General features: G+C 43.7%; 21 protein-coding genes. 19 read left to right on the top strand and 2 right to left on the bottom strand.

Annotated elements, in window-relative coordinates:
* Positions 1 to 64 precede the first annotated feature (64 nt).
* The 3 genes from EV213_RS03335 (at position 65) to EV213_RS03345 (ending at position 3185) form a co-directional block, all read left to right on the top strand.
* The gene (locus tag EV213_RS03335) at positions 65 to 841 is read left to right on the top strand and encodes a DUF4397 domain-containing protein (protein ID WP_166639143.1); all 777 of its coding nucleotides are present in this window, start codon (positions 65 to 67) and stop codon (positions 839 to 841) included.
* Between the two features lie 410 nt (positions 842 to 1251).
* Positions 1252 to 2124 (top strand): Cof-type HAD-IIB family hydrolase, encoded by an 873-nt coding sequence (locus EV213_RS03340; RefSeq protein ID WP_133579074.1) that lies wholly within the window; start codon positions 1252 to 1254, stop codon positions 2122 to 2124.
* Between the two features lie 59 nt (positions 2125 to 2183).
* A complete protein-coding gene (locus EV213_RS03345) occupies positions 2184 to 3185 on the top strand; it encodes a LacI family DNA-binding transcriptional regulator (protein WP_133579075.1) in 1002 nt (333 codons plus the stop codon).
* A gap of 334 nt (positions 3186 to 3519) precedes the next feature.
* On the opposite strand, the gene EV213_RS03350 is transcribed toward EV213_RS03345, so the two are convergent.
* Positions 3520 to 4767, bottom strand: coding sequence for a glutamate-5-semialdehyde dehydrogenase (locus EV213_RS03350; RefSeq protein WP_133579076.1), 1248 nt, complete (start codon positions 4765 to 4767; stop codon positions 3520 to 3522).
* Positions 4760 to 5866, bottom strand: coding sequence for a glutamate 5-kinase (proB, locus tag EV213_RS03355; RefSeq protein ID WP_243739974.1), 1107 nt, complete (start codon positions 5864 to 5866; stop codon positions 4760 to 4762). Before proB ends, EV213_RS03350 begins: the two co-directional genes overlap by 8 nt.
* A gap of 431 nt (positions 5867 to 6297) precedes the next feature.
* Here proB and EV213_RS03360 point away from each other — a divergent pair, with 431 nt between their 5' ends.
* From EV213_RS03360 to EV213_RS03435, 16 genes are all read left to right on the top strand, one after another.
* Positions 6298 to 8565: a YcdB/YcdC domain-containing protein gene (locus tag EV213_RS03360; protein ID WP_166639144.1), complete on the top strand. Its 2268-nt coding sequence runs from the start codon at positions 6298 to 6300 to the stop codon at positions 8563 to 8565.
* A 448-nt stretch (positions 8566 to 9013) separates the two neighbouring features.
* Positions 9014 to 10132, top strand: coding sequence for a CpaE/TadZ family protein (locus tag EV213_RS03365; protein WP_133579079.1), 1119 nt, complete (start codon positions 9014 to 9016; stop codon positions 10130 to 10132).
* Complete coding sequence (locus EV213_RS03370) at positions 10129 to 11376, top strand: TadA family conjugal transfer-associated ATPase (protein ID WP_133579080.1); 1248 nt, start codon at positions 10129 to 10131, stop codon at positions 11374 to 11376. Before EV213_RS03365 ends, EV213_RS03370 begins: the two co-directional genes overlap by 4 nt.
* A gap of 12 nt (positions 11377 to 11388) precedes the next feature.
* The gene (locus tag EV213_RS03375; RefSeq protein ID WP_133579081.1) at positions 11389 to 12360 is read left to right on the top strand and encodes a type II secretion system F family protein; all 972 of its coding nucleotides are present in this window, start codon (positions 11389 to 11391) and stop codon (positions 12358 to 12360) included.
* Between the two features lie 3 nt (positions 12361 to 12363).
* A complete protein-coding gene (locus EV213_RS03380) occupies positions 12364 to 13227 on the top strand; it encodes a type II secretion system F family protein (protein WP_133579082.1) in 864 nt (287 codons plus the stop codon).
* Positions 13228 to 13245: 18 nt separating this feature from the next.
* On the top strand, positions 13246 to 13452 hold the full coding sequence (locus EV213_RS03385; protein ID WP_133579083.1) for a Flp1 family type IVb pilin: 207 nt from the start codon (positions 13246 to 13248) through the stop codon (positions 13450 to 13452).
* 32 nt (positions 13453 to 13484) lie between these two features.
* A complete protein-coding gene (locus EV213_RS03390; RefSeq protein ID WP_133579084.1) occupies positions 13485 to 14171 on the top strand; it encodes a TadE/TadG family type IV pilus assembly protein in 687 nt (228 codons plus the stop codon).
* A gap of 194 nt (positions 14172 to 14365) precedes the next feature.
* The gene (locus EV213_RS03395; protein WP_133579085.1) at positions 14366 to 16432 is read left to right on the top strand and encodes a hypothetical protein; all 2067 of its coding nucleotides are present in this window, start codon (positions 14366 to 14368) and stop codon (positions 16430 to 16432) included.
* A gap of 15 nt (positions 16433 to 16447) precedes the next feature.
* Positions 16448 to 17032, top strand: coding sequence for a TadE/TadG family type IV pilus assembly protein (locus EV213_RS03400; protein WP_133579086.1), 585 nt, complete (start codon positions 16448 to 16450; stop codon positions 17030 to 17032).
* 12 nt (positions 17033 to 17044) lie between these two features.
* The gene (locus tag EV213_RS03405) at positions 17045 to 17545 is read left to right on the top strand and encodes an A24 family peptidase (RefSeq protein WP_133579087.1); all 501 of its coding nucleotides are present in this window, start codon (positions 17045 to 17047) and stop codon (positions 17543 to 17545) included.
* A gap of 13 nt (positions 17546 to 17558) precedes the next feature.
* A complete protein-coding gene (locus tag EV213_RS03410) occupies positions 17559 to 19238 on the top strand; it encodes a DUF6382 domain-containing protein (RefSeq protein WP_133579088.1) in 1680 nt (559 codons plus the stop codon).
* A complete protein-coding gene (locus EV213_RS03415) occupies positions 19235 to 20128 on the top strand; it encodes a PP2C family protein-serine/threonine phosphatase (RefSeq protein WP_133579089.1) in 894 nt (297 codons plus the stop codon). Before EV213_RS03410 ends, EV213_RS03415 begins: the two co-directional genes overlap by 4 nt.
* A 6-nt stretch (positions 20129 to 20134) precedes the next feature.
* Positions 20135 to 20803 (top strand): DUF4352 domain-containing protein, encoded by a 669-nt coding sequence (locus tag EV213_RS03420; protein ID WP_133579090.1) that lies wholly within the window; start codon positions 20135 to 20137, stop codon positions 20801 to 20803.
* Positions 20804 to 21087: 284 nt separating this feature from the next.
* Positions 21088 to 21765, top strand: coding sequence for a DUF4352 domain-containing protein (locus EV213_RS03425; RefSeq protein ID WP_133579091.1), 678 nt, complete (start codon positions 21088 to 21090; stop codon positions 21763 to 21765).
* 50 nt (positions 21766 to 21815) lie between these two features.
* Complete coding sequence (locus tag EV213_RS21190) at positions 21816 to 22007, top strand: FHA domain-containing protein (RefSeq protein WP_133579092.1); 192 nt, start codon at positions 21816 to 21818, stop codon at positions 22005 to 22007.
* A complete protein-coding gene (locus EV213_RS03435) occupies positions 22004 to 22897 on the top strand; it encodes a PP2C family protein-serine/threonine phosphatase (protein ID WP_133579093.1) in 894 nt (297 codons plus the stop codon). The genes EV213_RS21190 and EV213_RS03435 overlap by 4 nt, the downstream gene beginning before the upstream one ends.
* Positions 22898 to 22899: the final 2 nt, after the last annotated feature.

A 22899-nucleotide genomic window follows, 5' to 3' on the forward strand; every position in this document is an offset into this window, starting at 1 on the left:
TTATCCTTGTCCTCCATCGCATAGGTTTTTAAAGGAACAAAAACCGAAAGTAGGAGGAATCTTGATGATGCACTCGCAAACCTTGCAAAAAGCGCTGTACTACGGTCAACTGGCAGAGTACTATAAATACATCAATCCCCACCAGCATATTCACTATTATCAGAAGCATTACCGGTACGTTTGTCAGCTCGTCCAAGAAAGTCACTCCCCATGGCGATCTACAGACGATGAACGGACATTCGCAGATCCATCGAAGTATAGCTATTACGCCTATGCCCGCGTCTTACATGCTTCACCGGATGCACCACCTGTGGATGTGTATGTGAATGGGCAGCCGTTGCTTCGCCAATTTGCCTATGAGCAGCACAGCCAATACGCTCGCCTTCCGGAAGGTACCTATACCATCGAAGTTTTTCCAAGCGGCAAAACGACAAACCCCGTCATTCGCACAGAAGTTTCCTTAGATGGCGGCAAGGCGTATACGCTGGCAGTAGGTGGCACATTGGATGACATAGGACTATATGTATTCGAGGATTCTCCACGCGTGCCCGCAAACGAATCCAAATTCCGTGTCGTTCATTTGTCCCCAGGTGCGCCATCCATTGATGTAGGGGTTGTTGGGCGCGATCTTGTATTTGAAGACATCGAATTCGGCGAAGCGAGTGATTATCTTGGCGTTTCCCCGATGACAGTGGATTTGGAGATCAAACAGGCAGGAACGAATACGGTTCTTTTAGAGGTTCCAGATGTCACCTTTAGAGAAAATCGAGTATATACACTGTACGCTGTAGGTTTGCCTAATGGGGAGCCAGCCTTGGAAGTCCTTGCACTTGAAGATTGAGCAAAGAATGTAATGAGCGCTAGGGGAATGCAAATCGTAGGTTAACTTAATGCGTTTTATACGGAAATACTTAAAATGGCAATGGCGTGTCTACAAGCTTATTGTCATTTTTTTGTGAGCAAAAGCAGATTAACGTATAGACCAAGACATATAGTCTCGCTTCGAGCCAGAGGTTTGATGAAGCTGTGGCTAAAAAACTCATGCAGCCTCATAATATGAATACATGTCATTTTTTTAATCGATTCAATCATTATTTCTTCATTTACTGTCAAGAATAGAAATGATAGCGATTTCTATAGCATGAAATTAATCCCATTTTAATAAAAAGAGTCTATTTCGTTTACACGTTTTTAAGAATTCTATAAGATGATGACAGGCACGAAAATATAACAGTAAGGCAGGGATAACGTATGAAATGCATAGCCTTAGATATGGACGGAACATTGCTAGGACATTCACATGAGGTCGAGGTGGAGGAAGCAGATGCTATCCGTTTTGCTCGCAAACAAGGTACAGAGGTTGTCATTTGTACGGGGCGTTCAAGAAAGGAAGCTCTTTTGCCAATCGAAAAAGCCGGTCTTTCACTGCCGATGATTTGTGTGAACGGTGCACAAACGTGGTCTGAAGATGGTGAATTGCTATCTGCTGTTCATTTAGAGACAGACCAATTTCGCTCTGTCGAATCAATCTTAACTGAGTTGGATATTTATTTTGAAGTGTATGCGACGTCAGGCAATTACACGACGGATGCAGATAAAGCTGTGAGTGTGTTTATTGATCTTTTGTCTTCCTTTCAAGGAAAGGATTCGGATTATGAGCAAATCAAGAAAGCAGCACAAAAGCGTATCAATGAAGGATCTGTTCATATCGTAGATGATTATCAGGATGTCATTGGAAATGAGGGCGAAGGGTTTTTAAAGGTATTAGCCTTTTCATTTGATGACCATAAACTTCAGAAAGCAAGAGAGCTTTTGGATGACATCGAAGAATTGGCTGTCAGTTCCTCAGGTAAAGGAAACCTAGAAATTACGAATGTAAAGGCACAAAAGGGGTTTGCACTTGCCGAGTTTGTGCAAAACAAAGGCATTACCCTTGAAGATACGATGGCTGTAGGAGACAACTACAACGACGTTTCAATGTTTACGCTTGCTGGAAAAGCGGTGGCAATGGGCAACGCAGACGACACAGTAAAGAGCAAGGCGGATGAAGTGACGCTCACCAATGATGAGCACGGGGTGGCACATGCCATTTTAAATGCGTTAAACGTTAGTGAAAAAGCGTAACATCTCGAATAAGTGTATACTAGAGAAATAGGACTGAGCCTATTGGAGGGGGATGCACGATGGCCGCCAAAATGAAAGAAGTGGCAAAGCTGGCCAATGTGTCCACAGCAACAGTGTCGCGTGTCTTCCATGAACCGGAAAGAGTGCGTCAAGAAACAAGGGAGAAAGTTCTTGCGGCAGTAGCACAGCTGAATTACCAGCCGAATGCACTTGCGCGTCATCTACGTCGTTTAAAGACGAACATTATTTTGGTTGTTGTGCCAGACATTACGAATACCTTTTTCTCAGGCGTACTCCGCGGTATCGAAGAGATTGCGACGAAAAATGCCTATCGAGTCATTGTGGGAGACGCTGAATCTGATCCGGAGAATGAATATGACTATGTCAATTTACTACGGCAAAAACAGGCGGATGGGATGATTTTGCTTAGCGCGCGTATGGATCAAGGTATGATTGAACAGTTGGCAGAGGAATACCCTGTCGTTTTAGCCTGTGATTATGTGAAAAGTTCGACCGTGCCGATTGTCTCCATCGACAATGAGCTTGGTGCCAAGCAAGCCGTAAGGTATTTAGTAGAGCTTGGTCATAAACACATCGTACATATAGCTGGACCATTACATACAGTGTTAAGTCAGGATCGAAAACGTGGGTTTCTGAAAGGTATGGAAGAGGCTTCTCTCTCTGTAAATGACGGTGATGTGGTGATCGGGCACTTCTCTTATGAAGGAGGCCGTGATGCGGCGATGTCAGTCATTCAAACGGGGAAGGTGCCAGATGCTTTTTTCTGTGCTAGTGATGAGATGGCCTTTGGCGTCATAAATGCGCTGCATGCGTCAGGGTATGTTGTGCCTCGTGATGTGTCAGTGATCGGATTCGATAATATTCCGTTTGCTTCGATTTTCCAACCACAGCTCACGACCATTGCCCAGCCGATGAGACAAATCGGCGTCAAAGCAATGGAGATGATGCTTGCGTTATTGGAAGGTGAAGCTCTTTCTCTCCGTCATGAAGTCCTCCAGGAGGAGCTTCTTGTGCGAGAAACGACGAAGCCTAACGCATAATCGTAAAAATCACTAGAAGTCTGTCAGCATGAAATAGAGTATAGAAAAAATCCGAACGACGATGAAATTTTGCTTAGAATTTCATAGGACCGTTCGGGTTTTTTTGTATCAGTCAATATGCGGTTGTTTTACTTAACTCAATTTTTCGTAGCGCAAAAACCATCTTAAACGATTGCTATGCTTGAGTGGAGGCAAAGTGGGGTAGATCGATTAATAACTTGTGAACCCAGGGAAAGATCGCCTTTTAGTAACAAAGCGGATCTCTACGCTCTAAATAACGAGCGGCAAAGGAATAACGACGAGAGCCTTTCGAATCGATGTATCAGTGATGATCTTACCCTTTAATTTGACCGGTTCCTTCTATTAAATATTTGCTGGAGGTCAAGGCGAGCAGCCCCATTGGTCCGCGGGCATGGAGTTTCTGCGTGCTGATGCCGATTTCCGCGCCAAAGCCAAACTCAAACCCGTCTGTAAAACGAGTTGATGCATTATGATACAGAGCCGCGGCATCGACTTCTTGAAAGAAGGACGTCACATGTTCAGTTGTTTCTGAAACAATGGCTTCTGAATGGGTGGTCCCATACGTATTGATGTGGGCAATGGCTTCCTGCACATCAGAAACCATTTTCACCGTGACGATTAGGTCATTGTATTCTGTAGCCCAATCGTCTTCCTCTGCTGGAATGGCTTCTTCATAAAAGGAAACGATGCTCGCGTCGCCACGAATTTCAACGCCATTCGCTGTGAGGTCGTCTAAAAGTGCTTTGAGATAATTTGCCGACCAATCTTTGTGTACAAGGAGCGTCTCGGCAGCATTGCATACCGAAGGGCGTTGCGTTTTGGCATTCACAGCGATTGCAATGGCCATGTCTTTTTGGGCGGATGAATCAATAAATACATGACAATTGCCAGCTCCGGTTTCTAAAACAGGCACTGTAGATTGCTCCAGGACAGCTTGAATAAGAGCGGCACTCCCACGAGGAATCAATACATCTAAGTGAGAATTAAGCTTAAACATCTTTGCAGCGGTTTCCCTCGATGTGTCCTCTAAAAGCTGTACCGCACCTTCAGGGAGTGCAGAAGCTTTAAGAGCTGTTTGGATCGATTTCACAAGCGCGCGGTTTGAGTGAATGGCGGTCGAGGAGCCTCGTAATAAAACGGCGTTCCCCGTTTTTAAACATAGGCTAGAGGCATCAATTGTGACATTTGGTCGCGCCTCATACACCATGCCGATGACGCCAATGGGCACTCGAACCTGCTGAATCGAAAGTCCGTTCGGTCGCTTCCATGTTGTCATTTCTTCTCCAATTGGATCAGCGAGCTGCTTTAGCTCACGCAGAGCACTGCTCATTTCCTTGAGACGGTCTGACGTCAACCGAAGGCGATCTTGAAGCGATTCACTCATGCCTTGGCGTTGTCCTTCCTCAAGGTCAAGGCTGTTTGCCTCTAAAATGGACGTCTCATCTACCGCGAGCTGAACCGCGATGCGTTCAAGGGCATCGTTTTTTTCATCTGTCGTGCTTGAAGCTAAAGCTGTACGTGCTTCTTTTGCTGCAGTGGCTTTCGTTAGCAAATCACTCATGAATCATCTCTCCTTGTTGGATAGTGACTAAATTGTTCCGGTGAATCAATGGTGCGGTTGTATCACTGGCATTGCTTTTTTCTTGCACTACTTCTTGCTGTGAGTGCATTGAGGCAATGCCTCGAGCGATGAGCTGACCTGACGGATTTCGCACATCCACCACATCACCCGCTGAAAATGCCCCGCTCATTTGCAACACACCCGCTCTTAACAAACTTCTTCCTTTTGAAAGAATGGCTTCCGCCGCCCCTTCATCAACGATGAGCGTACCTTTTGGCACAGAATGAACCGCAATCCACTGTTTTTTCGTCGTCGCCTGACTATTTCCTTGGAAGCCGATATACGTCCCATCGCCTTTTCCTTCGATAATATCAAGCAATTTCTCAGCACCAGACCCACTGCCAATAAACACTTGACTACCGAACGCCATCGCAGCTTTTGCTGCCTCCACTTTAGAGCGCATACCGCCCGTACCAACATTGCTGCTGCTTTTCCCGGCGGCTTTTAGTAGTTCGTCTGTCACCGCAGGAAGAAACTGATATTTCTTTGCTTCAGGGAAAAGGTGGGGAGGGCAATCATATAAACCGTTAATGTCCGTAAGTAAAATGGTCATTTGTGCATGAACAAGACCACTGACGAGTGCCGACAGCATGTCGTTGTCCCCAAAGGTCAATTCATCAATCGCCACAGAATCGTTTTCATTAATAATGGGAAGCACGCCACGCTTCAACAACTCTTGCAACGTCTGGTGGGCATTTCGGTATTGCTGCGAGTGTGAAAAATTCTCGCGCGTGAGCAAAAGCTGACTCACCGTGATGTTCTCATGCTGAAAGGCTTCAGAATAATGCCGCATCAATTCCACCTGTCCGATAGACGCCGCGGCTTGTTTGCCTTGGACGGTCACAGGACGACTTGGATACCCAAGAAGGCTATACCCTGCTGCGACCGCACCAGAAGAGATCAACACAATTTGATGCCCGGCTCGCCTGAGCATGCCGATGGCGGTTGTATGATCGTGTAGCTTTGCCACATCAAGGGCACCCGTCGCATTGGTTAGCGATGAACTGCCTATTTTGACGACAATCGTTTTTTTACGCACAAGTTTCGACCTCTTTCTTCGTACTGCTTTTAAAAAACACAAAAACCCGTCCTTAAAAAAGGACGGGGAATCTCCGTGGTACCACCTTTATTTTGGTTTTGCTGCGCGAAAAAGCGCACAAAAAACCAAGCTTCCGAATGCCTGTATCGCTGGCAGCGCCTCATTTATCACAAGGGAACTCCAGGGCGGGTTTTTGTCTCCATTCTTGCTGAAGCCTTTCAGCCAAGGGCTTCATTCTCTATCAAGCGGGCGACAATACTATTCCCTTTCATTGTTCATCGTTTTGTATTGTTCTCATTATTACGCGAATTTTTTTAAGTGTCAAGCAGGTCATGTGTAAACAAAAAAAGAAAAATAAAGAAGGCTATGTAACCTTTACCAGTTCTCGTACGACTAATGTATATATTAACGCATTCATAGGAGGAACAACCATGTCAAAGAAGACTGTACTTACCATCCTTACTGCTGCCATCGCATTCCCTGCATTGCCAACAACAGGCGCTTATGCGTCAGAAACCGTCAGCTCATCAGTGGCGAATAGTTATGTAGAGGAACCCTCGATGCCAATGGATCGCTCCATCTCCTCTGACGCTGATGGCGAAGCAAAGTCGCAAGCAGAGCTCCAGGCTGAAGCCACTGTGACAAAAGATGAAGCAGTGCAAGCGGCAAAGGCGTTTAAAGCAATTCCATCGTCTTACACACTTCAAAGCGTGTCGCTGCATTCTATGGGTGACACCCCTGTATGGAACATTGATTGGGAGTGGCAGGGGGGCGAGGATGAGGAGAAGTGGGGAAACATCTCTGTTGAAGTAGATGCTACTTCAAAAAACATCCTGACCTACCGTCATTCGATTCCTCTCGATGAACAAATTAGCCAGTACCCGCCTGATGTTGAAAAAGCAGAGGCCGAAAAAATCGCGCAGTCTTATTTGGATAAGGAGTTCCCTTCCATTAGTAAAGAGCTTGGCGACGTATTGGAAAGCGAAGACCAACGTCCTCCATTAAACGGGCGTGTTAGCTATTCCTTTACGTTCCCACAGGTAATCAATGGGGTTCCTTTCCCGGAGAACCATGTACAGGTGGAGGTCCGTGGTGATGGAAACATCGAATCTCTTCGTATCCGACAAAGAGATGTGCAAAATGTACAGTCGCCAGGAGAAGTTCTTGACAAAGAAGCAGCATTGGCTGCGTTTCAGCAAGACGTCCCTTTGCAGCTGTACTACAAGACTTTCCACCGCGGGTCACGGAGTGGTAGTGATGAAGTGACCGTGCTCGCGTACGAACTGGCATACCAATCTGCAATGTTTGATGCGAAAACTGGCGATTGGATTCGTTTGGATGGTGAAGTGATTGAAAAGGAGAATGAACCGGTTGCTCCATTAGCGGAAGAGGCGATTGCCCCAGCACCTGAAGCGAAAAAAGAGCTGTCTCAGGAACAGGCCATTAAGCTGTTTAAAGAAAAAGCAAAGGTTTCAGAGGGGTTCACTTTAGAGAACATTTCCTATGATCAATATGATGACCAAGCTTCATGGCGGATGAGCTTAACGAACGAAAAACAGACCATTAGCGGTGCAATAGACGCTAAATCACATCGCATTGTTGATTATTCTTTTTGGAGTCATAATAGCGAAGATGAGCAAAAAGAACCTGCTCTCAAAAAGGATGAAGCAAGAGAAAAAGCAATTGAAGCCGTGAAAAACTTTGCGCCACATTTGCTTCACCAACTTACAGAGCATCCAAATCGATATACGATTTATTATAATGAGGATGAATATTCGTTTGAGTTTGCGCGTTTGTCTGATGGTGTAATTGTTGAGAACCAATCGGTGAATGTCAATATCGATTCGCATACGGGCGAGCTATCAAATTATCATGAGAACTGGGACGCTGGATTTGAAGGACCACCAAAAGCAGAAGCACAATCGGCAGAAGAGGTGCGTGAAGATATTGTTGCTCCATTTGACATAAATCTCATGTACACAACCATTGGTGGAGAAGAAAGTGACGAGGAACGACTTCAGCTCGTGTACGCCTTGAGTGGTTACCAAGATCAATATGAAACGTATTTTGATGCCGTTAAAGGCCGTTACCTGTCCATAGAAACAGGGTCGCCTATTATCCCCGTAGAGAATGTCACAGATATTGAGGGGCATTGGGCAGAAGAAGCCCTGCGTCTCCTCGTAAGCTACGGTGCATTAAATGTAAGTGAGGAAGGCCTTGTTCAACCAGACCAAGAGCTCACAAAAGGCGAAATGGTCAAAATGATGATGCTCGTGGAACGACCAGACCCGATGTACTATAAGGAATCCATGGAAGCTGATTCTAATGCCTCCTTTGCCGATGTCAGCAATGCTTCACCTTATTTTGCGTACGTTGAAGCGGCTGTACGTCAGGGGTATTTAAATTCTGAAGAAAGTCAAAATTTTAATCCGGATGCCGTCGTCGATCGTGAAGAGCTAGCGCTTTTCGTCTCCCGTGTCCTCGGGTACGATGAGCTTGCATCAGCTGATGATTTGTTTAAATCCCCTTTTAGCGATACGAGCGACATTGAACACCTCGGTGCAGCCGCCATCGTGTCCCACTTTGGCATTATGACTGGCATAGAAGGCAAGTTTGAGCCAGAGGCTGAAGTGACAAGAGCACAAGCAGCCACCGCCTTCCTTCGTCTGTTGTCCGTTCGTGCCAATCAGAATGAATAAAAGAGATATGTAATCAATGAAACGCCCTGCACATCGTGGGGCGTTTTGTTGTAATTTTGTTCGTATGGGTCATTTGAAACGGTTTGTTTTATAGGTAATAAGACTCATTTTTAACTTATTAGGATTCGATTTAGAAAAATAAGGGTAGGTCTTTAGTGGATGAACATATGAAAATAATGGAATGAAAGCGGTGAATTTACATGGAATGTAACATCTTCCGAGACTTTTGTCCTTGCTCCTGTCATTTTCGTCATACAATTTAAACGTGAAAAAAAACAAGAGTTTCGCTACAATGGGCAATGAGTTAAAACATGTAAAATATGGAGATGAGCACAGTGGAAGCTGTAAAATACCAACGAATTTCATTAGCACTGTTTGCTATTGGCATCATTTTAATTGTTGGCGGTCTATTGAAATAAAAAACTTAATGTTCTAGGAAGTGAAGGAAATGGAAGTGAAACGTAGCCTCACGCTTGCAATCGCAGATTCTGATCAAGAATATTTGCAATCGATTGGTCAATTTTTACGATCCTCTGAGGAGTATAAGCGTTATCAAGTCAAATTTTTCTCAAATGAAGAGAGACTAGCGGCGTATCTTACATCAAGAACAAAAACCGATGTCGTATTGTCGTCCTCTGATATTCACATTGACGACGAGCTTCTCGAGAAAAACATTCGTTACCATGCGGTACTTTCTGATCAGCCAGATGAAAATACCATTTTCAAGTATCAACCATTGCCGCAAATGTTCAGAAAACTTGTTAATCAATATTACGCAAGGAACCGTCCGATTGCAGGTGCAATGACAGGGGAAGGGAAGACACAAGTTCTCACTGTGGCATCGGCAAGTGGTGGTACTGGAAAGTCTACGCTGGCCGTTTTGCTAGCATCAACAATGGCTTCCCAGCAATATGATGTGTTGTATCTCAGCCTAGAAGAATTCCATCTGACAAAAATGTTTTTCCAGTCAGACGAAGATATTGATTCATCACCAGTGTTTTATTATGCCAAAGCCAAGCCAGAGTTATTAGATGAATCCTTCGAAAATTATGTTGTTACAGATGATGCGACAGGCGTTCACTTCTTTCAGCTTGCTGATCAGGGGTCAGATATTCGTGAATTGACCGCAAAAGACACCGAAGTGTTTATAGATGCCATTTTAGCATCAGAACAATTTGATTTTGTCATTATTGATGGCGATGGATCTTTACAGGATCGAATGGTTGGCGCATTTAAAAAGAGTCATTACATCTTGCAGGTTCTGACAAACGATATTCGAAGCTATGAAAAAACGAAACAGTTCCTAGAAGAAGTACAAGTATTAACAGAGGATCCAGGGATAGACCGCAAAATCGGTTTTATTATTAACAAGTTCCTCGGAGAAGACATTGATGCTTTTGAACCTTATGGAATTGACATTCAAGCAAGATTCCCATATGTTCCGGAATGGAAATTGGTTACTGAAGCAGAACAGCTCTATAATTCAGCTTTGTTTATGGATCAGGTGCGCGAGTTGTTTAAACTGATGACCACGGTGCGAAGCAATGACAAGGTGGCTTCCGGATGAAGGACATCTCACTCGTAAAGCAAATGAAAGACGAGGTTATGGAAGATCTTGATCTTACCGGATCAACCTCAGATGAGGAATTAGAAGCAAAGATCGAGGAGATCATTTTTGCCTACTCAAGAGATCAACGCTTCACAGCAACACAAAAGCAACAACTTGTCGACGCTGTCTTTTCGTCCTTTCGTGGGTTGGATGCACTTCAGCCATTGCTAGATGATCCATCGGTGACAGAGATAATGATCAATAGTCACAACGAAGTCTTTATTGAGCGAGCTGGTCAAACGATCCAGACGGATGTGCAGTTTCCATCCCGTGCTAGATTGGAAGACATTATTCAGAGCATCGTTTCGCGGGTAAACAGAATTGTCAACGAGTCGTCACCTATTGTCGATGCTAGGCTACAGGATGGTTCGCGGGTAAACGTTGTTCTTCCGCCCATTGCTTTAAAAGGACCGACGATGACGATACGTAAATTCCCCGAAAAGCCAGTAGGGGTTGAGGATTTAATTAAATGGAGAGCTTTATCGGCTCCGGTGGCATCGTTCTTAGAAGATCTCGTCAAAGCGAAATACAATGTGTTCATCTCTGGTGGAACGGGTTCAGGGAAAACAACCTTCCTAAACGTATTGTCAAACTTTATTCCACAAGATGAACGGATTATTACCATTGAGGATTCCGCGGAGCTTCAGATTCGTAATGTACCAAACCTCGTTGCCCTAGAAACGAGAAATGCGAACACAGAAGGCAAAGGGGAAGTAACGATTCGTGATTTAATTCGTGCTTCTCTCCGGATGAGACCAAACCGAATTATCGTTGGTGAGGTTCGTGGCTCGGAAGCCCTTGACATGCTCCAAGCGATGAACACTGGACATGATGGGTCCTTATCCACTGGCCACGCAAACTCCACAAAGGATATGCTCAGTCGACTTGAAACAATGGTTCTCTCCGGTGCTTCGCTTCCAGTGGAAGTCATTCGTCAGCAAATTTCCTCAGCCGTCAATATTATGATTCACTTGTCCAGGCTTCGAGATAAGACTCGTAAGGTGGTAGCAGTCAGTGAGATGCTGGATGTAGTGGATGGGGAATATCAAATGAATCCATTGTTTGAATTCGTTGAAGAGCGTGAAACCGATGATGGAAAAATAATCGGTGATCTTCAACCCACGGGCAATCAGCTCCAACAAACCCTCCGTCTCAAAGCGGCCGGTATTCCTGTGCCCGATGTGACGAAGCTGACGTCGTAAGGAGGTTGTCTCATGGATGTGCTCATTCTTGCGCTCGTTGCCGGCGTCATTATTATGCTTTTATTCGCAATTGCGGATCGCAAAAAGAAGAAATCAGAGGAACAACCAGAAGAAGAGGTTGCACCAAAAGAGAAAAAGCAATTGTTTGGAAAGAAGCCTAAAGCTGAAGAAGCTGAGAAACCGAAAAAGACAAAAAAGAAAGAACCAACAAAAAAAAGAGGTCCACTAACGCAATATGAAACAAATTATGCGGAATATCAGTTGTCAAAGGCAGAGTGGCTAACAACGATCATTGCCGTTGCAGGTTTGTTCTTTTTAATTGGCATTGTCTTTTATCAAAATGCCATTGTTGGAATTCTCTTATCCGGGATTACGTTTTTTTCACCAAAGTTCCGCCGTGCCCAGTTGATCGTAAAGCGAAAAGAAGAGTTGAGTCTACAGTTTAAGCAGGCGCTCTATTCACTCTCTTCTTCACTTGCTGCTGGGAAATCGCTTGAAAACGCCTTTCGAGAGGTCGTTATCGATTTGAAGCTCTTATACCCAGATGAACGTACATATATCATTCGTGAATTTGAGCTCATCAATCGAAAGGTGGAAAATGGGACGCCAATTGAACGTGCTGTAGAAAATTTTGCTGTTCGTTCTGACATTGACGATATCCAAAACTTTTCTGATGTTATTACAACATGTAAACGAACTGGTGGAGACCTAGTCGAAGTTGTACGAAGAACATCAACCATTATTGGCGATAAGCTAGATATCCAACAGGAAATTACGGTCGTTGTATCACAGAAACGGTTAGAGTCGCGGATCTTAAACGTGGCACCATTTATAATGATTACGGCATTGTCGTTAGGTTCGCCCGATTATATGGCTCCACTGTATGAGTTTCCAGGTGGTGGGCCCTTTATTATGACGCTTGCCATTGGTGTGCTCGTGTTTAGTTACTGGCTCTCGCAAAAAATAATGAATATCAAGGTGTAGCGTATGTACATTTATTTAGGCGTTGTCCTCTTTTTGTTGCTTTTGTACCTTTTATTCTCTAGTAAGGCGAAAAAGAAATACGGTGGGTTTGTAAAAGAATACGAGAAGGATTTTCAGCTTACGTTTATGGCGCCGATGGCTCTACTCATCATCGAAAAAATCAAGTTTATGGAGCGGTTTCCGCACCAGGTTACACAGCTACACCAAAAGATTATTCGTCTTTACGGGAATCGGCAAGCCTTGGACTTTACCCGCATGACCTTAGCACAGTTGGCTTCCTTTTCCCTCGTTATCTTTTTCATGTTCACGCTCCTTGCAGCGGTGAATGAGGGGGATCATGTCCTGTTTGGCTTTGGCTTATTCTTTGCCTGTATTGTCCCACCACTGATGATTAAACGTATTGGTGATCAGATTAAAAAGCGTGAAGAAGAAATCGTGCTCTCGCTCCCGGAGTTTGTAAACAAAGTAACGCTTCTTGTCAATGCAGGGGAGACTGTGCAAAAAGCGATGGTGCATTGTGTTGAACAAAATAAAGATGAAAAAAATGCCTTATATGTGGAACTTAAAGACACGGTTATTCGTATAAGAAACAACGAGCCCTTTACCCAGGCGCTCGAGCAATTTAGTAAGAACTGTGCAATTCAGGAAGTGTCTGTCTTCACGACAACAGTGCTTCTAAACTATCGTCGCGGGGGCAGCGACTTTGTCGTTGCTTTAAGAGAACTGGCACGTGAGCTTTGGGAAAAGCGCAAAAACATTGCTAGGCAACGAGGGGAACAAGCCTCCTCGAAGTTAGTATTCCCAATGATTTTTATTTTCGTCGCCATTCTCGTTATCGTTGCTTACCCCGCATTATCAATCATGTAAATTTAAGGAGGAAGTAAAATGAAAAATGCATGGACAGCTGTAAAAAACTTTTGGAATGATGAAGAAGGCTTAGGAACATTGGAAATTTTATTAATCATTGCAGTGTTAATTGCGGTGGCAGTGATGTTCCGAACTCAACTGGAACAATGGGTTAGGTCAATCATCGATGCTAACACAGGTCAAATTGATAGCATAATAGAAGGTGGAGGCGGAGGAGGCGAATAAGCCTCTGAAAACGTTGAAAAGGATTTGAGCGCATGAACATGTCGCGAAAACGAAAATTATCCATTTGGCGAAACAATGAGGGGAGCTTCACGCTCGAGGCTTCTCTCGTATTTCCAATCATTTTCTTATCCATCCTCTGTATGTTAATCATGTCTCTTTATATTTATGAACGCGTCGTCCTTTACCAACGCGCATCTGTTGCTGCAGAGCGAGTCGCCTATATTTGGGACAACAGCAACAAAGATGCCAAAACAGGAGAGTTCGAAATTGGAGAATATGATAACTTGTACTGGCGATTGACGAGCGATCAAGTGTTAGAGTTACTGTTTGATGCCCTTGGAGATGGAGGAAACACGGAGATTGCGATTGGAAGTACAGGTGCAGAAGGAGAATTAATTCAAACGAAACTTGGTAAACATGCAACAACTGTTTTTCCAGACGGTGCGACAGGCACAATTTCATACAGCAATCACTTGTACGAAAAAAAAGTCACAGTCACCTTGGAAAAGACATTGCGTATGCCTGAGGTGATGGGAGACTTACTTGGAGGGAATATCCAAGCCGAAGCAAGTGCTTCCATTGCTGATCCGGTTGAATTTATGCGAACGGCAGATTTGATGGCAAGCTATGCTCAAAGACTCGCTTCTTATATAAGTAGTGGAAACTCCGTGATTAGTTTAGATCGTGCAAAATCAATTATAAACAAAAATAAGAAATAGTCTTCACCGAAAGCAAGGAGGTGAGACCTCTGTGGCGTAAACGTAATGAGGAGTATGAACGAGGCTCAGTAACGATTTTTTTATTACTTATTATTCTCTTAGTGTTTGTGTTTCATGCCGTTTTAATTGACTATGCCAGAATTATGGTAGCCGATCAAATGGCAGAGAATGCGGTGAAAACAGGGGTTCGTTCGGTGGCATCCTCTTATGACGGAGGGTTACAAGGCTTCGGCATGTATAGCTACACAGAAGGTGATGAAACTGCCCAGGAAATCTTTGAGAAAGTTGTCCGTGAAAACTTAGGAGAAGAAATCAACGGTGATGGAGTGTTTAAGCTAGTTTCGCCAACAGTTGATGTTGCGCAGGTAGAACTTGGCGAAAATCGAGAACTGGCAAGAGATGAAGTATTTGAAAGACAGATTCTTGAAGAAATGAAATATCGTGCGCCGATTGAATTCACGCTCTCCATCATTGATAAATTCACTGTGGTCGCTGATGCAGCGGAAGAAGCAAATAAGTTTATTGATATTACTGAAGAAATCGCCCCAGATTACGATAATCGTGAGATAAGCTTAGCAAGCGTAGAAGCCGAACTTAAATTGGCATTAGCTTTAGCAGAGGAACAAGAAGCAGGAACGAAAAATATGCAAGGGAGTACTCTGTCAAGCGTAAAATCAATTAAAGGAATCATAGATTTACATGATGATTTTATTCAAGCACTTGAAGATGCTGATGAGGCAGAGGATGAAGCAGATAGACTTGATGGAGGAGACGAAGAAGATCAAGAACGCGCAGGTGACCTGAGAGATGAGGCAGAGCGTTTAAGGGAACAAGCAAAGAATTACTATGAAACAAGCAAAAGTGTAATGTCAGATGCTGAAGAAAAACAAGCACAAATCGTTACGCATCTTAAAAATGCAGGAAGACTACATGGTGAGGCTGTGGAATCAGACACAGCTATTAAAAAAAAGATTGAAGACTATGAAAGAAAGTATGCGAACAGCGGGACTGGTGAAGCGTATGAGAATGTACGTGAACATCAAGGTGAAAACAGCCCGAGTAGTGAATTAAACCAAACAACCGGTGACATCGCAGAACAGAATTGGGAAGAGCTCATTTACGAAGATGAGCTTGATACATTGGAAGATAAATTGCTAAAAGCGTTAGGTGATGCTGAGCAATTGGCAATGCGATTAAATGTGTATGCCGGAGAATTTACGAGTCAAAGTGAATTAGAGAATGCTGGAACAGAAATCGCTAATGGAACTAGTCTGCAAACTGACGCTGAAACCTCTTTACAATCCATTCAGGAAGCTCTGGACTATATCCAGGAAGATTGGAGAAAGCGAGGCGGAGAAGAGGAAGCAGCACAAGGCGAAGCCGACGATAATGCCAAACTTACCAATGAACAATTAGACCAAGCCTTTGCTGTGGCTGATGCAGCGCTAGCCGATCAAGAGCAATACGACGCATTAAATATAATTCTACAAAAGTATGGTAGCTACAATAGCGATATTGCAGAGCATTTGGAAGCAGAAGGCAGTATTGGAAAAGCAGCTGAGATGATGGGATTTATCGATACAATCATGAACGAGCTTTCGAACTTGCTTGTCTCTGCCCGTGATGAGCTTTATATCAATGAGTATATTATGACAAGATTTACAAGTTCTGAACCTTATGTAATAACAAATCATGAAAGCTATTTGTTCGAAAACAAAGAAATCGAATACATGATCTACGGACATCACATCGCAGGTGCGAATTATGCATCCATGATAAGTAATTTGTTTATGTTGCGTTTTGCATTGAGATTGATTGATGCTTTTACTCAAAAGTCAGTAAGGACAGGTGGCCACCCTATAATTGTAGCTATTTTAGCAATTAGTTATGCCTTATACTGGGCAACAGAAGACCTCACAGCATTAACGAGCGATTCTCAGAGGGAAAGAAACCAGGTGCCACTGATATCTGATGATTTGACAAAAGGGATAAACTTTAATTACACAGATTATTTACGTTTATTTTTGCTATTAACACCAGATAAACAATCTAAACTAGATCGTATCAAAACAATGCTTGAGGACAAAACATCTTCAGACTTAACTGAACGGCCAACGTATATTCAAGGGGAAGCTGAAGTAACGGTCAAGCTTTGGTTCCTACCCGGGGTGGCAAAACTTTTAGATACTGCTGGGATGCTTCCTGGAGAGGTAAATGGAAATGAACTAACGATTAAAAAAGAAGCGGTGTTCTCATATTAAAAAGGGAGGTGTGGTATGAGACGTTTTTTAAAAAATAAAGAAGGAAGCATCTCCCTTGAGGCATCCATCGTCATGCCATTGTTCCTCATGTTCCTGCTTTTCCTTGTAGGCATTCTTAAGATTGCAGCTGCTGAAGCTGCATTACAACATGCCGTCTCTGAAGGCACAAAACAGGTAGCCACACATATTTACCCTGTGCAACAGCTTGCTGGGGCTGCATCAGGAGCAATAAGTGGAGAATTAGGCAGCTTTGAAGACTATTATAACCTATCCACTAACGAATTTGATGTACAAGGCATGATGAGTGACATGGCGCAAAAAGCTCTGAGTGATTATATAGATGGATTTGATCTGAGAGGCTTTATAGAAGGAGCCGTAGAAGGCCCAGCTCAATCGCTCGTTAAGCATTACCTTGATGAAGGTGTTATGCCTGAAGAAGGCATTAAAGACATTAAGGTAGAACTGCCTGGGATGAACGGAGGGGCAGATTCCTATTTATCGATCGAAGTCACTTATGAGCTTCCTTTGCCACTACCGTTTATCGATGAAACGATCTTATTGAAAAAGAAAGGCTTTGAACGTGTCTGGACAGGTGCTTAAGGAGGAAACACGTTGGCTCTCTATGAATATTTTACGATTGTTGTGCTCTTGATCGCTTTTGTTACCGACCTTCGTACATCGAAAATACCAAATTGGCTTATAGTCATAAGCTTGATTTTAGGACTGTTGTACCATGGTCTAAACGGAATGGATGGGGTATTGTTTGCAGGTGCAGGCTTTTTAGCTGGAATTTTGCCAACGATGTTTCTCTATGTGTTTAAGGCGTTGGGTGCAGGAGATGTAAAATTGTTTGCTGCTTTAGGTGCAATTGGTGGAGCCAGCTTTGTGTTGACTCTGTTGATTTACGCTGTCATTTTCTCTGGAATCATTGGTCTCATTGTTGTTGGTTTACGTTTTATGAAAATTAAACGGTTTACAACTTGGGGACAGAAGATTCCCGGCGTCCATCATACAGAGTCTCAATCAGGAAAAAAACAACTGCGCTTCCCCTTTATGTACGCTGTACTACCAGCTGCAGTTATTACATTCACATTAGGCACAATTGCCCTTTGAAAGGAGGCTTCATATGAAAGCGAAAGTGGAAGGTTATCACTATGATTTTATTGAACAAAACGGGCACTACCTTGAACTGACAAAGGATGAAACAGCGATCCATAGCGACGAGCTTGCACAGGTCGAATTGAATATGCTGCGATCAAATCGAATCCCATATGTTGCTGTGATGGATGCGGAGGAAATGGATTTTAACGTACGCCTTATGTACAATGTGACCTCAATGCAGCCTCTACATACGTACATTAAAGATCGTCCTATTCAGATGAAGGACTTGTATCAATTCTTGCTCTTAATCGTAAAAACCCTTGATGAAAGCAAGGATTATATGCTTCGAGAGCAAAAATACATTTTGGATGAAAACTTTATTTTTATTGGGAAAGAGCTTTTTGATATTCATTTGATTTACGTGCCTGTAAAGGAAAGACCCCAAACGATTGGATTGAATGAAAAGCTCAAAGCTCTTGCGACCGCACTTGTCGGTTCAGTTGATGAGATGCACGGAAGTGGCTATCAAAAAATATTGCAGATTGTGAATGCCCCGTCTTTAAGTGTGCAGGAGTTAAGGAAGACACTGCAATCACTGGTAGAACAATCCTCCAAAGGATATAAGCAAGTACCCAACGAGGAGTACGCTTATGATGAGGTCGAAGGGCAAGAACATACGGACGAGGCACATGTCCCAATTGAACAAAAGCAAGTAAAAGCACCACCGCCCATTGCAAAGTTGCCTAATAAACCAGCAGGTACGTCAGCAAATAAAACGACAACGTCTAAAAAAACGTCTCAAAAAGCGCAAACCCCAGTTTCTGAGCAGGTGGAAAAAGCAGAACCTTTGCCTAAACTAACACAGCGTGAAATCACTGTAATGGGCGTTATTGCTTTCTTCTTACTTGCACTCTCTTGGAAAATGTATTTTGACAATAGCTCTGAAGGCCAACTTTATATTAGTTTTGGCATCACTGTCATGATTTTGGCGGCAACTCTCATCTATGTAAAGGTGTGGCGTTTTGGTCGTCCAATCTCAGAGCTTTTAAAGCCTGGTGGTAATAGCAAGCCTATAAAGACACAAACAGGTAGTACAGAATCAAAAAAGAAGGGACCAACACCCGCTCCTAAACAGACGCCTGCGCCAAAGCAATCTGTTCAACCTAACGCGCCTACGGCAATGAGTTCTGTCGGAAATGCTCAACCAGCGGCAGCTGCTCCCCAAGCTGCTTTAGATGTACCTGCGCCAGCCTCTAGTGCATCTGCCGCAGCGGTAGACAAAGAACAGCAGCACTATCAGCAGTTAAATCACCAAACGACTTTACTGCAAAATAAACCTGACCAAACAACACTACTTGGCCAGGACAATCGTCAAGATGCGCCTGTCACTGAACAGGCACCTGCTTATTTAATCAAGGATCAAAATGGAAACAAAGACAAAATTCACATACACTCATCGAATTTTATCGTAGGTCGTAGTGAAGATTCCGCCGATTATGTGGAGCAGGCTGATGGAATATCTCGTGCCCATTTTGAAATCATTCGAGTCGACGATGAATTTGGCGTTAAAGACTTAGGTTCTTTAAATGGTACTACTCTAAATGGAGAGAAGATGGTCCCGTATAAAGTGTACAGTCTATCCAACAAGGATGTCATTGGTTTCGCCAAGGTGCAATATACATTTGAACAGGATGCTTCCGCATGAAGAACAAGCAATGGGATATCGGTGTCACCTCTGTAGAGGGACCTCACAAAGACATTAATGAGGACAGCGGGTTCGCCAAGGTTTTCGCGAACAAAGGTGGTGATCCATATACAGTTGCCGTTGTCGCGGATGGTATGGGGGGCTATCGTGCAGGCGACGAGGCAAGTGAGCTCGTTGTAAATGCAGTCCATCAATGGGCAGTAGAGGAAGCGCCAACGTTGCTGGGAATGAGCCATCCGTACAGTCATATCAGTCGCAGTTTAGACCAAAAGATGCAAAAACTTAATGACACCCTGCTGGACTGGAGTGCGGGTGGCAAGAAAGCGGGAAGCACCGTCTCGATCTTGTTTTTGCATAGAGACCATTATGTTATCAGGCATATTGGGGATAGTCGCATTTATAGCTTGTCCGATGATGTCCAAGAGACACGGGAGCAGGAGTTTACAGGCGACACAACGATGCCGTTACAGGCAAATGCTCCACAAGTAATGCTTGTGACGGAGGATCACTCGTGGGTGGCAAAGCAAATGAAGGAAGGTCGTCTCTCTAAAGAGGAAGCACGGGTTCACCCAAAACGGAATGTTCTTCTCGCATGTCTTGGGATCGAATATGGCTGCCAAACATATCATCGCGATGGAAAGATCGAAAAGGGTCAACTGTTTCTCCTGTGCAGTGACGGATTTTACACGCAGTTTCCTGAAAGGGAAATTGAGGAGCTTATGCGTTTTAGTCGTGTGTATGAAGATGTGCAGGAAGCGAGCCGACGTTTGGCTGTTCAGGCCGAACAACGAGACACGAAGGACAACGTGACGGTAGTGATCGTCAGACCAGCAAAAAAAACACAAGAAAGTTCATTTTGGAAAGCATTGTTCACAAAAACAAAGGAGTGACATTAAATGACAATCGCAAAACAAATCAACTGGAAAACAATCATGGCAGGGACAGCTTTATCAGCGATGCTTGTCCTATCAGCATGTAGTGGTGGAGGGGAAGAATCTCCAGAAGAAGAGCCTACTACCGAACCAGGGACAACGGAAGATGCATCTACCGAGGTGGATGAAAGCGATGAAGCAGCAACAGGTGATACTGAGACGCCAGATTCAGACACCGCAGAGGCTGATGAAAGTTCAGATGAACTTTCATGGGGAGAAGGAGAAACAGAGCTTGAGCTTGGGGAGACTGGTGAGATTCATTCAACTTTGGGGACATTTGACGCTACGATAAGTGATGTTTCTTATGTTGATACATTAGATGGTGAGAACGTAGGAGAAGGCGGTGTATATGTACTGGCTGAAATATCTATTACAAATACGTCGGATGATGCACTAGACTCTGGAGAAGTATCAAGAGCAGAGATTAAGAATGTAGATAGCGACGTTTCTTTACAGAATGTCACCTATTTTGAAGAAGTCAATAATTTCGAAGGAGAAATAGCGCCTGGGGAAACAGTAGAAGGCGAGATCGTTTCTATACAAGACACAAGTAGTGAATTTAAAATTATCTTAGGAAATAGAGCTACTTCAAATTTACTCGTATGGACAGTAGATGGTCCAGAAGCTAATTAAATGACAAGCAAACTAAATATATTTCTGTAAATATATAGTTCATCGTGGGTATTGGCTAGATAAGAATAATTTAAGCCCACGCAAAAAGACTTCTCTTGAATATATAAATTCTCAAGGCAATACTTATTAAGAAGCAGGGGGTGGTACCTCCTGCTTTACTTATAGCTAGATAGGGGAATTTAGTTTATTCTGCTAGATTGCAGATACATAACATAACGCCATTCAGTCATGAGCGTATCTAAAATAATGGTTCTAATTCTTCAATAACAAAGGAATGACATCTCATGACAATCGTAAAAAGAATTAATTGGAAAACAATTATAACAGGTGTGGCATTAACCGCTATCTTGGTGTTATCGGCATGTAGCGATGAGAGCAACAATACACCAACTGATAATACAACCCTGTCAGAGGATACGACGACTGATGCAAATGAAGGTACAGATGATCCAACAACGGACGATGCAAGTGGGGAAGAAGCAGATACTGAAGACACAGATGATAGCAGTAAAGGTGGCGCAGGAGACATTTCAAAAGGAGAAGGGACGTCCGAATTAGAAATTGGTGACACCGGTGAAGTACAATCAACGTTAGGTACATTTAACGTCACTGTAACTGAAGTCACTTTTCCTGAGACATTAGATGATATGGAACCTGAGTTTAGTGACGGTCTGTATGTCGTTGTAAGTGCAACAGTTGATAATACCTCTGGCCAACCAATAAATGCTGAAGATATCGCATTTACCTGGTTAAATAACTTAGATAGTGAAACTTCCACTGAAAATTACGGGACGTTCGAGGAAGTTCAGAACTTTGAAGGTGAAATCGCACCAAGTGAAACGATGGAGGGCGAATTTGCCTTCGAAGCTGGCTACACAAGCAACTATCAGTTCCAAATTGGGAATGAATCGTATTCCAACGTCTTGCTTTGGAATGTTGAAGCACCAGAACAAGCACAGTAAATAAAAGTGGCAGGAGACATTAAATCCTCCTGCCTTTTATTTCTAACTTTATGAAAGCCAATCATTTCAAATATACTTTTTCATATATCAATGAATTTGGTGTGAAAGATTTAGGCTCACTAAATGGTACAACATTAAATGGAGAGAAGATGGTCCCGTATAAAGTGTACAGTCTATCCAACAAGGATGTCATTGGTTTTGCCAAGGTGCACTATACATTTGAACAGGATGCTTCCGCATGAAGAACAGGCAATGGGATATCGGTGTCACCTCTGTAGAGGGACCTCACAAAGATATTAATGAGGACAGCGGGTTCGCCAAGGTTTTCGCGAACAAAGGTGGTGATCCATATACAGTTGCCGTTGTTGCGGATGGCATGGGGGGCTATCGTGCAGGCGACGAGGCAAGTGAGCTCGTTGTAAATGCAGTCCATCAATGGGCAGCAGAGGAAGCGCCAACGTTGCTGGGGTTGAGCCATCCGTACAGTCATATCAGTCGCAGTTTAGACCAAAAGATGCAAAAACTTAATGACACTCTGCTGGACTGGAGCGCGAATGGCAAGAAAGCGGGAAGCACCGTCTCGATCTTGTTTCTTCACGGAGACCACTACGTCATTAGGCATATTGGAGATAGTCGCATATATAGCTTGTCCGATGATGTCCAAGGTTCAGTGTCGCATGAGTTTACAGATGATACAACGATGCCGTTACACGCGCATGCTCCACAAGTAACGCTTGTGACGGAGGATCATTCTTGGGTGGCGAAGCAAATGAAGGAAGGTCGTCTCTCAAAAGAGGAAGCAAGGGTTCACCCAAAACGGAATGTTCTTCTCGCATGTCTTGGAATCGAATATGGCTGCCAAACGTATCATCGGGACGGAAAAATCGAGTCGGATCAACTGTTTCTCCTGTGCAGTGATGGTTTTTATACGCAGTTTCCAGAAAGCGAAATAGAAGAGCTCATGCGTTTTAGTCGTGTGTATGAAGATGTGCAGGAAGCAAGCCGACGATTAGCTGTCCAGGCGGAACAACGAGACACGAAGGACAACGTGACAGTAGTGATCGTCAGACCAGCAAAAAAAGCACAAGGAAGTTCATTTTGGAAAGCATTGTTCACAAAAACAAAGGAGTGACA

The organism is Aureibacillus halotolerans (assembly GCF_004363045.1).
Taxonomy (GTDB): Bacteria; Bacillota; Bacilli; order Bacillales; family DSM-28697; genus Aureibacillus; species Aureibacillus halotolerans.

Bases quoted from the DNA above. Each gene is read 5' to 3' on its own strand.
- EV213_RS03410 (WP_133579088.1), top strand. From the start codon at position 17,559: ATGAAAGCGAAAGTGGAAGGTTATCACTATGATTTTATTGAACAAAAC.
- EV213_RS03385 (WP_133579083.1), top strand. From the start codon at position 13,246: ATGAAAAATGCATGGACAGCTGTAAAAAACTTTTGGAATGATGAAGAA.
- EV213_RS03340 (WP_133579074.1), top strand. From the start codon at position 1,252: ATGAAATGCATAGCCTTAGATATGGACGGAACATTGCTAGGACATTCA.
- EV213_RS03400 (WP_133579086.1), top strand. From the start codon at position 16,448: ATGAGACGTTTTTTAAAAAATAAAGAAGGAAGCATCTCCCTTGAGGCA.
- EV213_RS03425 (WP_133579091.1), top strand. From the start codon at position 21,088: ATGACAATCGTAAAAAGAATTAATTGGAAAACAATTATAACAGGTGTG.
- EV213_RS03350 (WP_133579076.1), bottom strand. From the start codon at position 4,767: ATGAGTGATTTGCTAACGAAAGCCACTGCAGCAAAAGAAGCACGTACA.
- EV213_RS03365 (WP_133579079.1), top strand. From the start codon at position 9,014: ATGGAAGTGAAACGTAGCCTCACGCTTGCAATCGCAGATTCTGATCAA.
- EV213_RS03415 (WP_133579089.1), top strand. From the start codon at position 19,235: ATGAAGAACAAGCAATGGGATATCGGTGTCACCTCTGTAGAGGGACCT.
- EV213_RS21190 (WP_133579092.1), top strand. From the start codon at position 21,816: ATGAAAGCCAATCATTTCAAATATACTTTTTCATATATCAATGAATTT.
- EV213_RS03375 (WP_133579081.1), top strand. From the start codon at position 11,389: ATGGATGTGCTCATTCTTGCGCTCGTTGCCGGCGTCATTATTATGCTT.
- EV213_RS03345 (WP_133579075.1), top strand. From the start codon at position 2,184: ATGGCCGCCAAAATGAAAGAAGTGGCAAAGCTGGCCAATGTGTCCACA.
- EV213_RS03435 (WP_133579093.1), top strand. From the start codon at position 22,004: ATGAAGAACAGGCAATGGGATATCGGTGTCACCTCTGTAGAGGGACCT.
- EV213_RS03360 (WP_166639144.1), top strand. From the start codon at position 6,298: ATGTCAAAGAAGACTGTACTTACCATCCTTACTGCTGCCATCGCATTC.
- EV213_RS03420 (WP_133579090.1), top strand. From the start codon at position 20,135: ATGACAATCGCAAAACAAATCAACTGGAAAACAATCATGGCAGGGACA.
- EV213_RS03335 (WP_166639143.1), top strand. From the start codon at position 65: ATGATGCACTCGCAAACCTTGCAAAAAGCGCTGTACTACGGTCAACTG.
- EV213_RS03390 (WP_133579084.1), top strand. From the start codon at position 13,485: ATGAACATGTCGCGAAAACGAAAATTATCCATTTGGCGAAACAATGAG.
- EV213_RS03380 (WP_133579082.1), top strand. From the start codon at position 12,364: ATGTACATTTATTTAGGCGTTGTCCTCTTTTTGTTGCTTTTGTACCTT.
- EV213_RS03370 (WP_133579080.1), top strand. From the start codon at position 10,129: ATGAAGGACATCTCACTCGTAAAGCAAATGAAAGACGAGGTTATGGAA.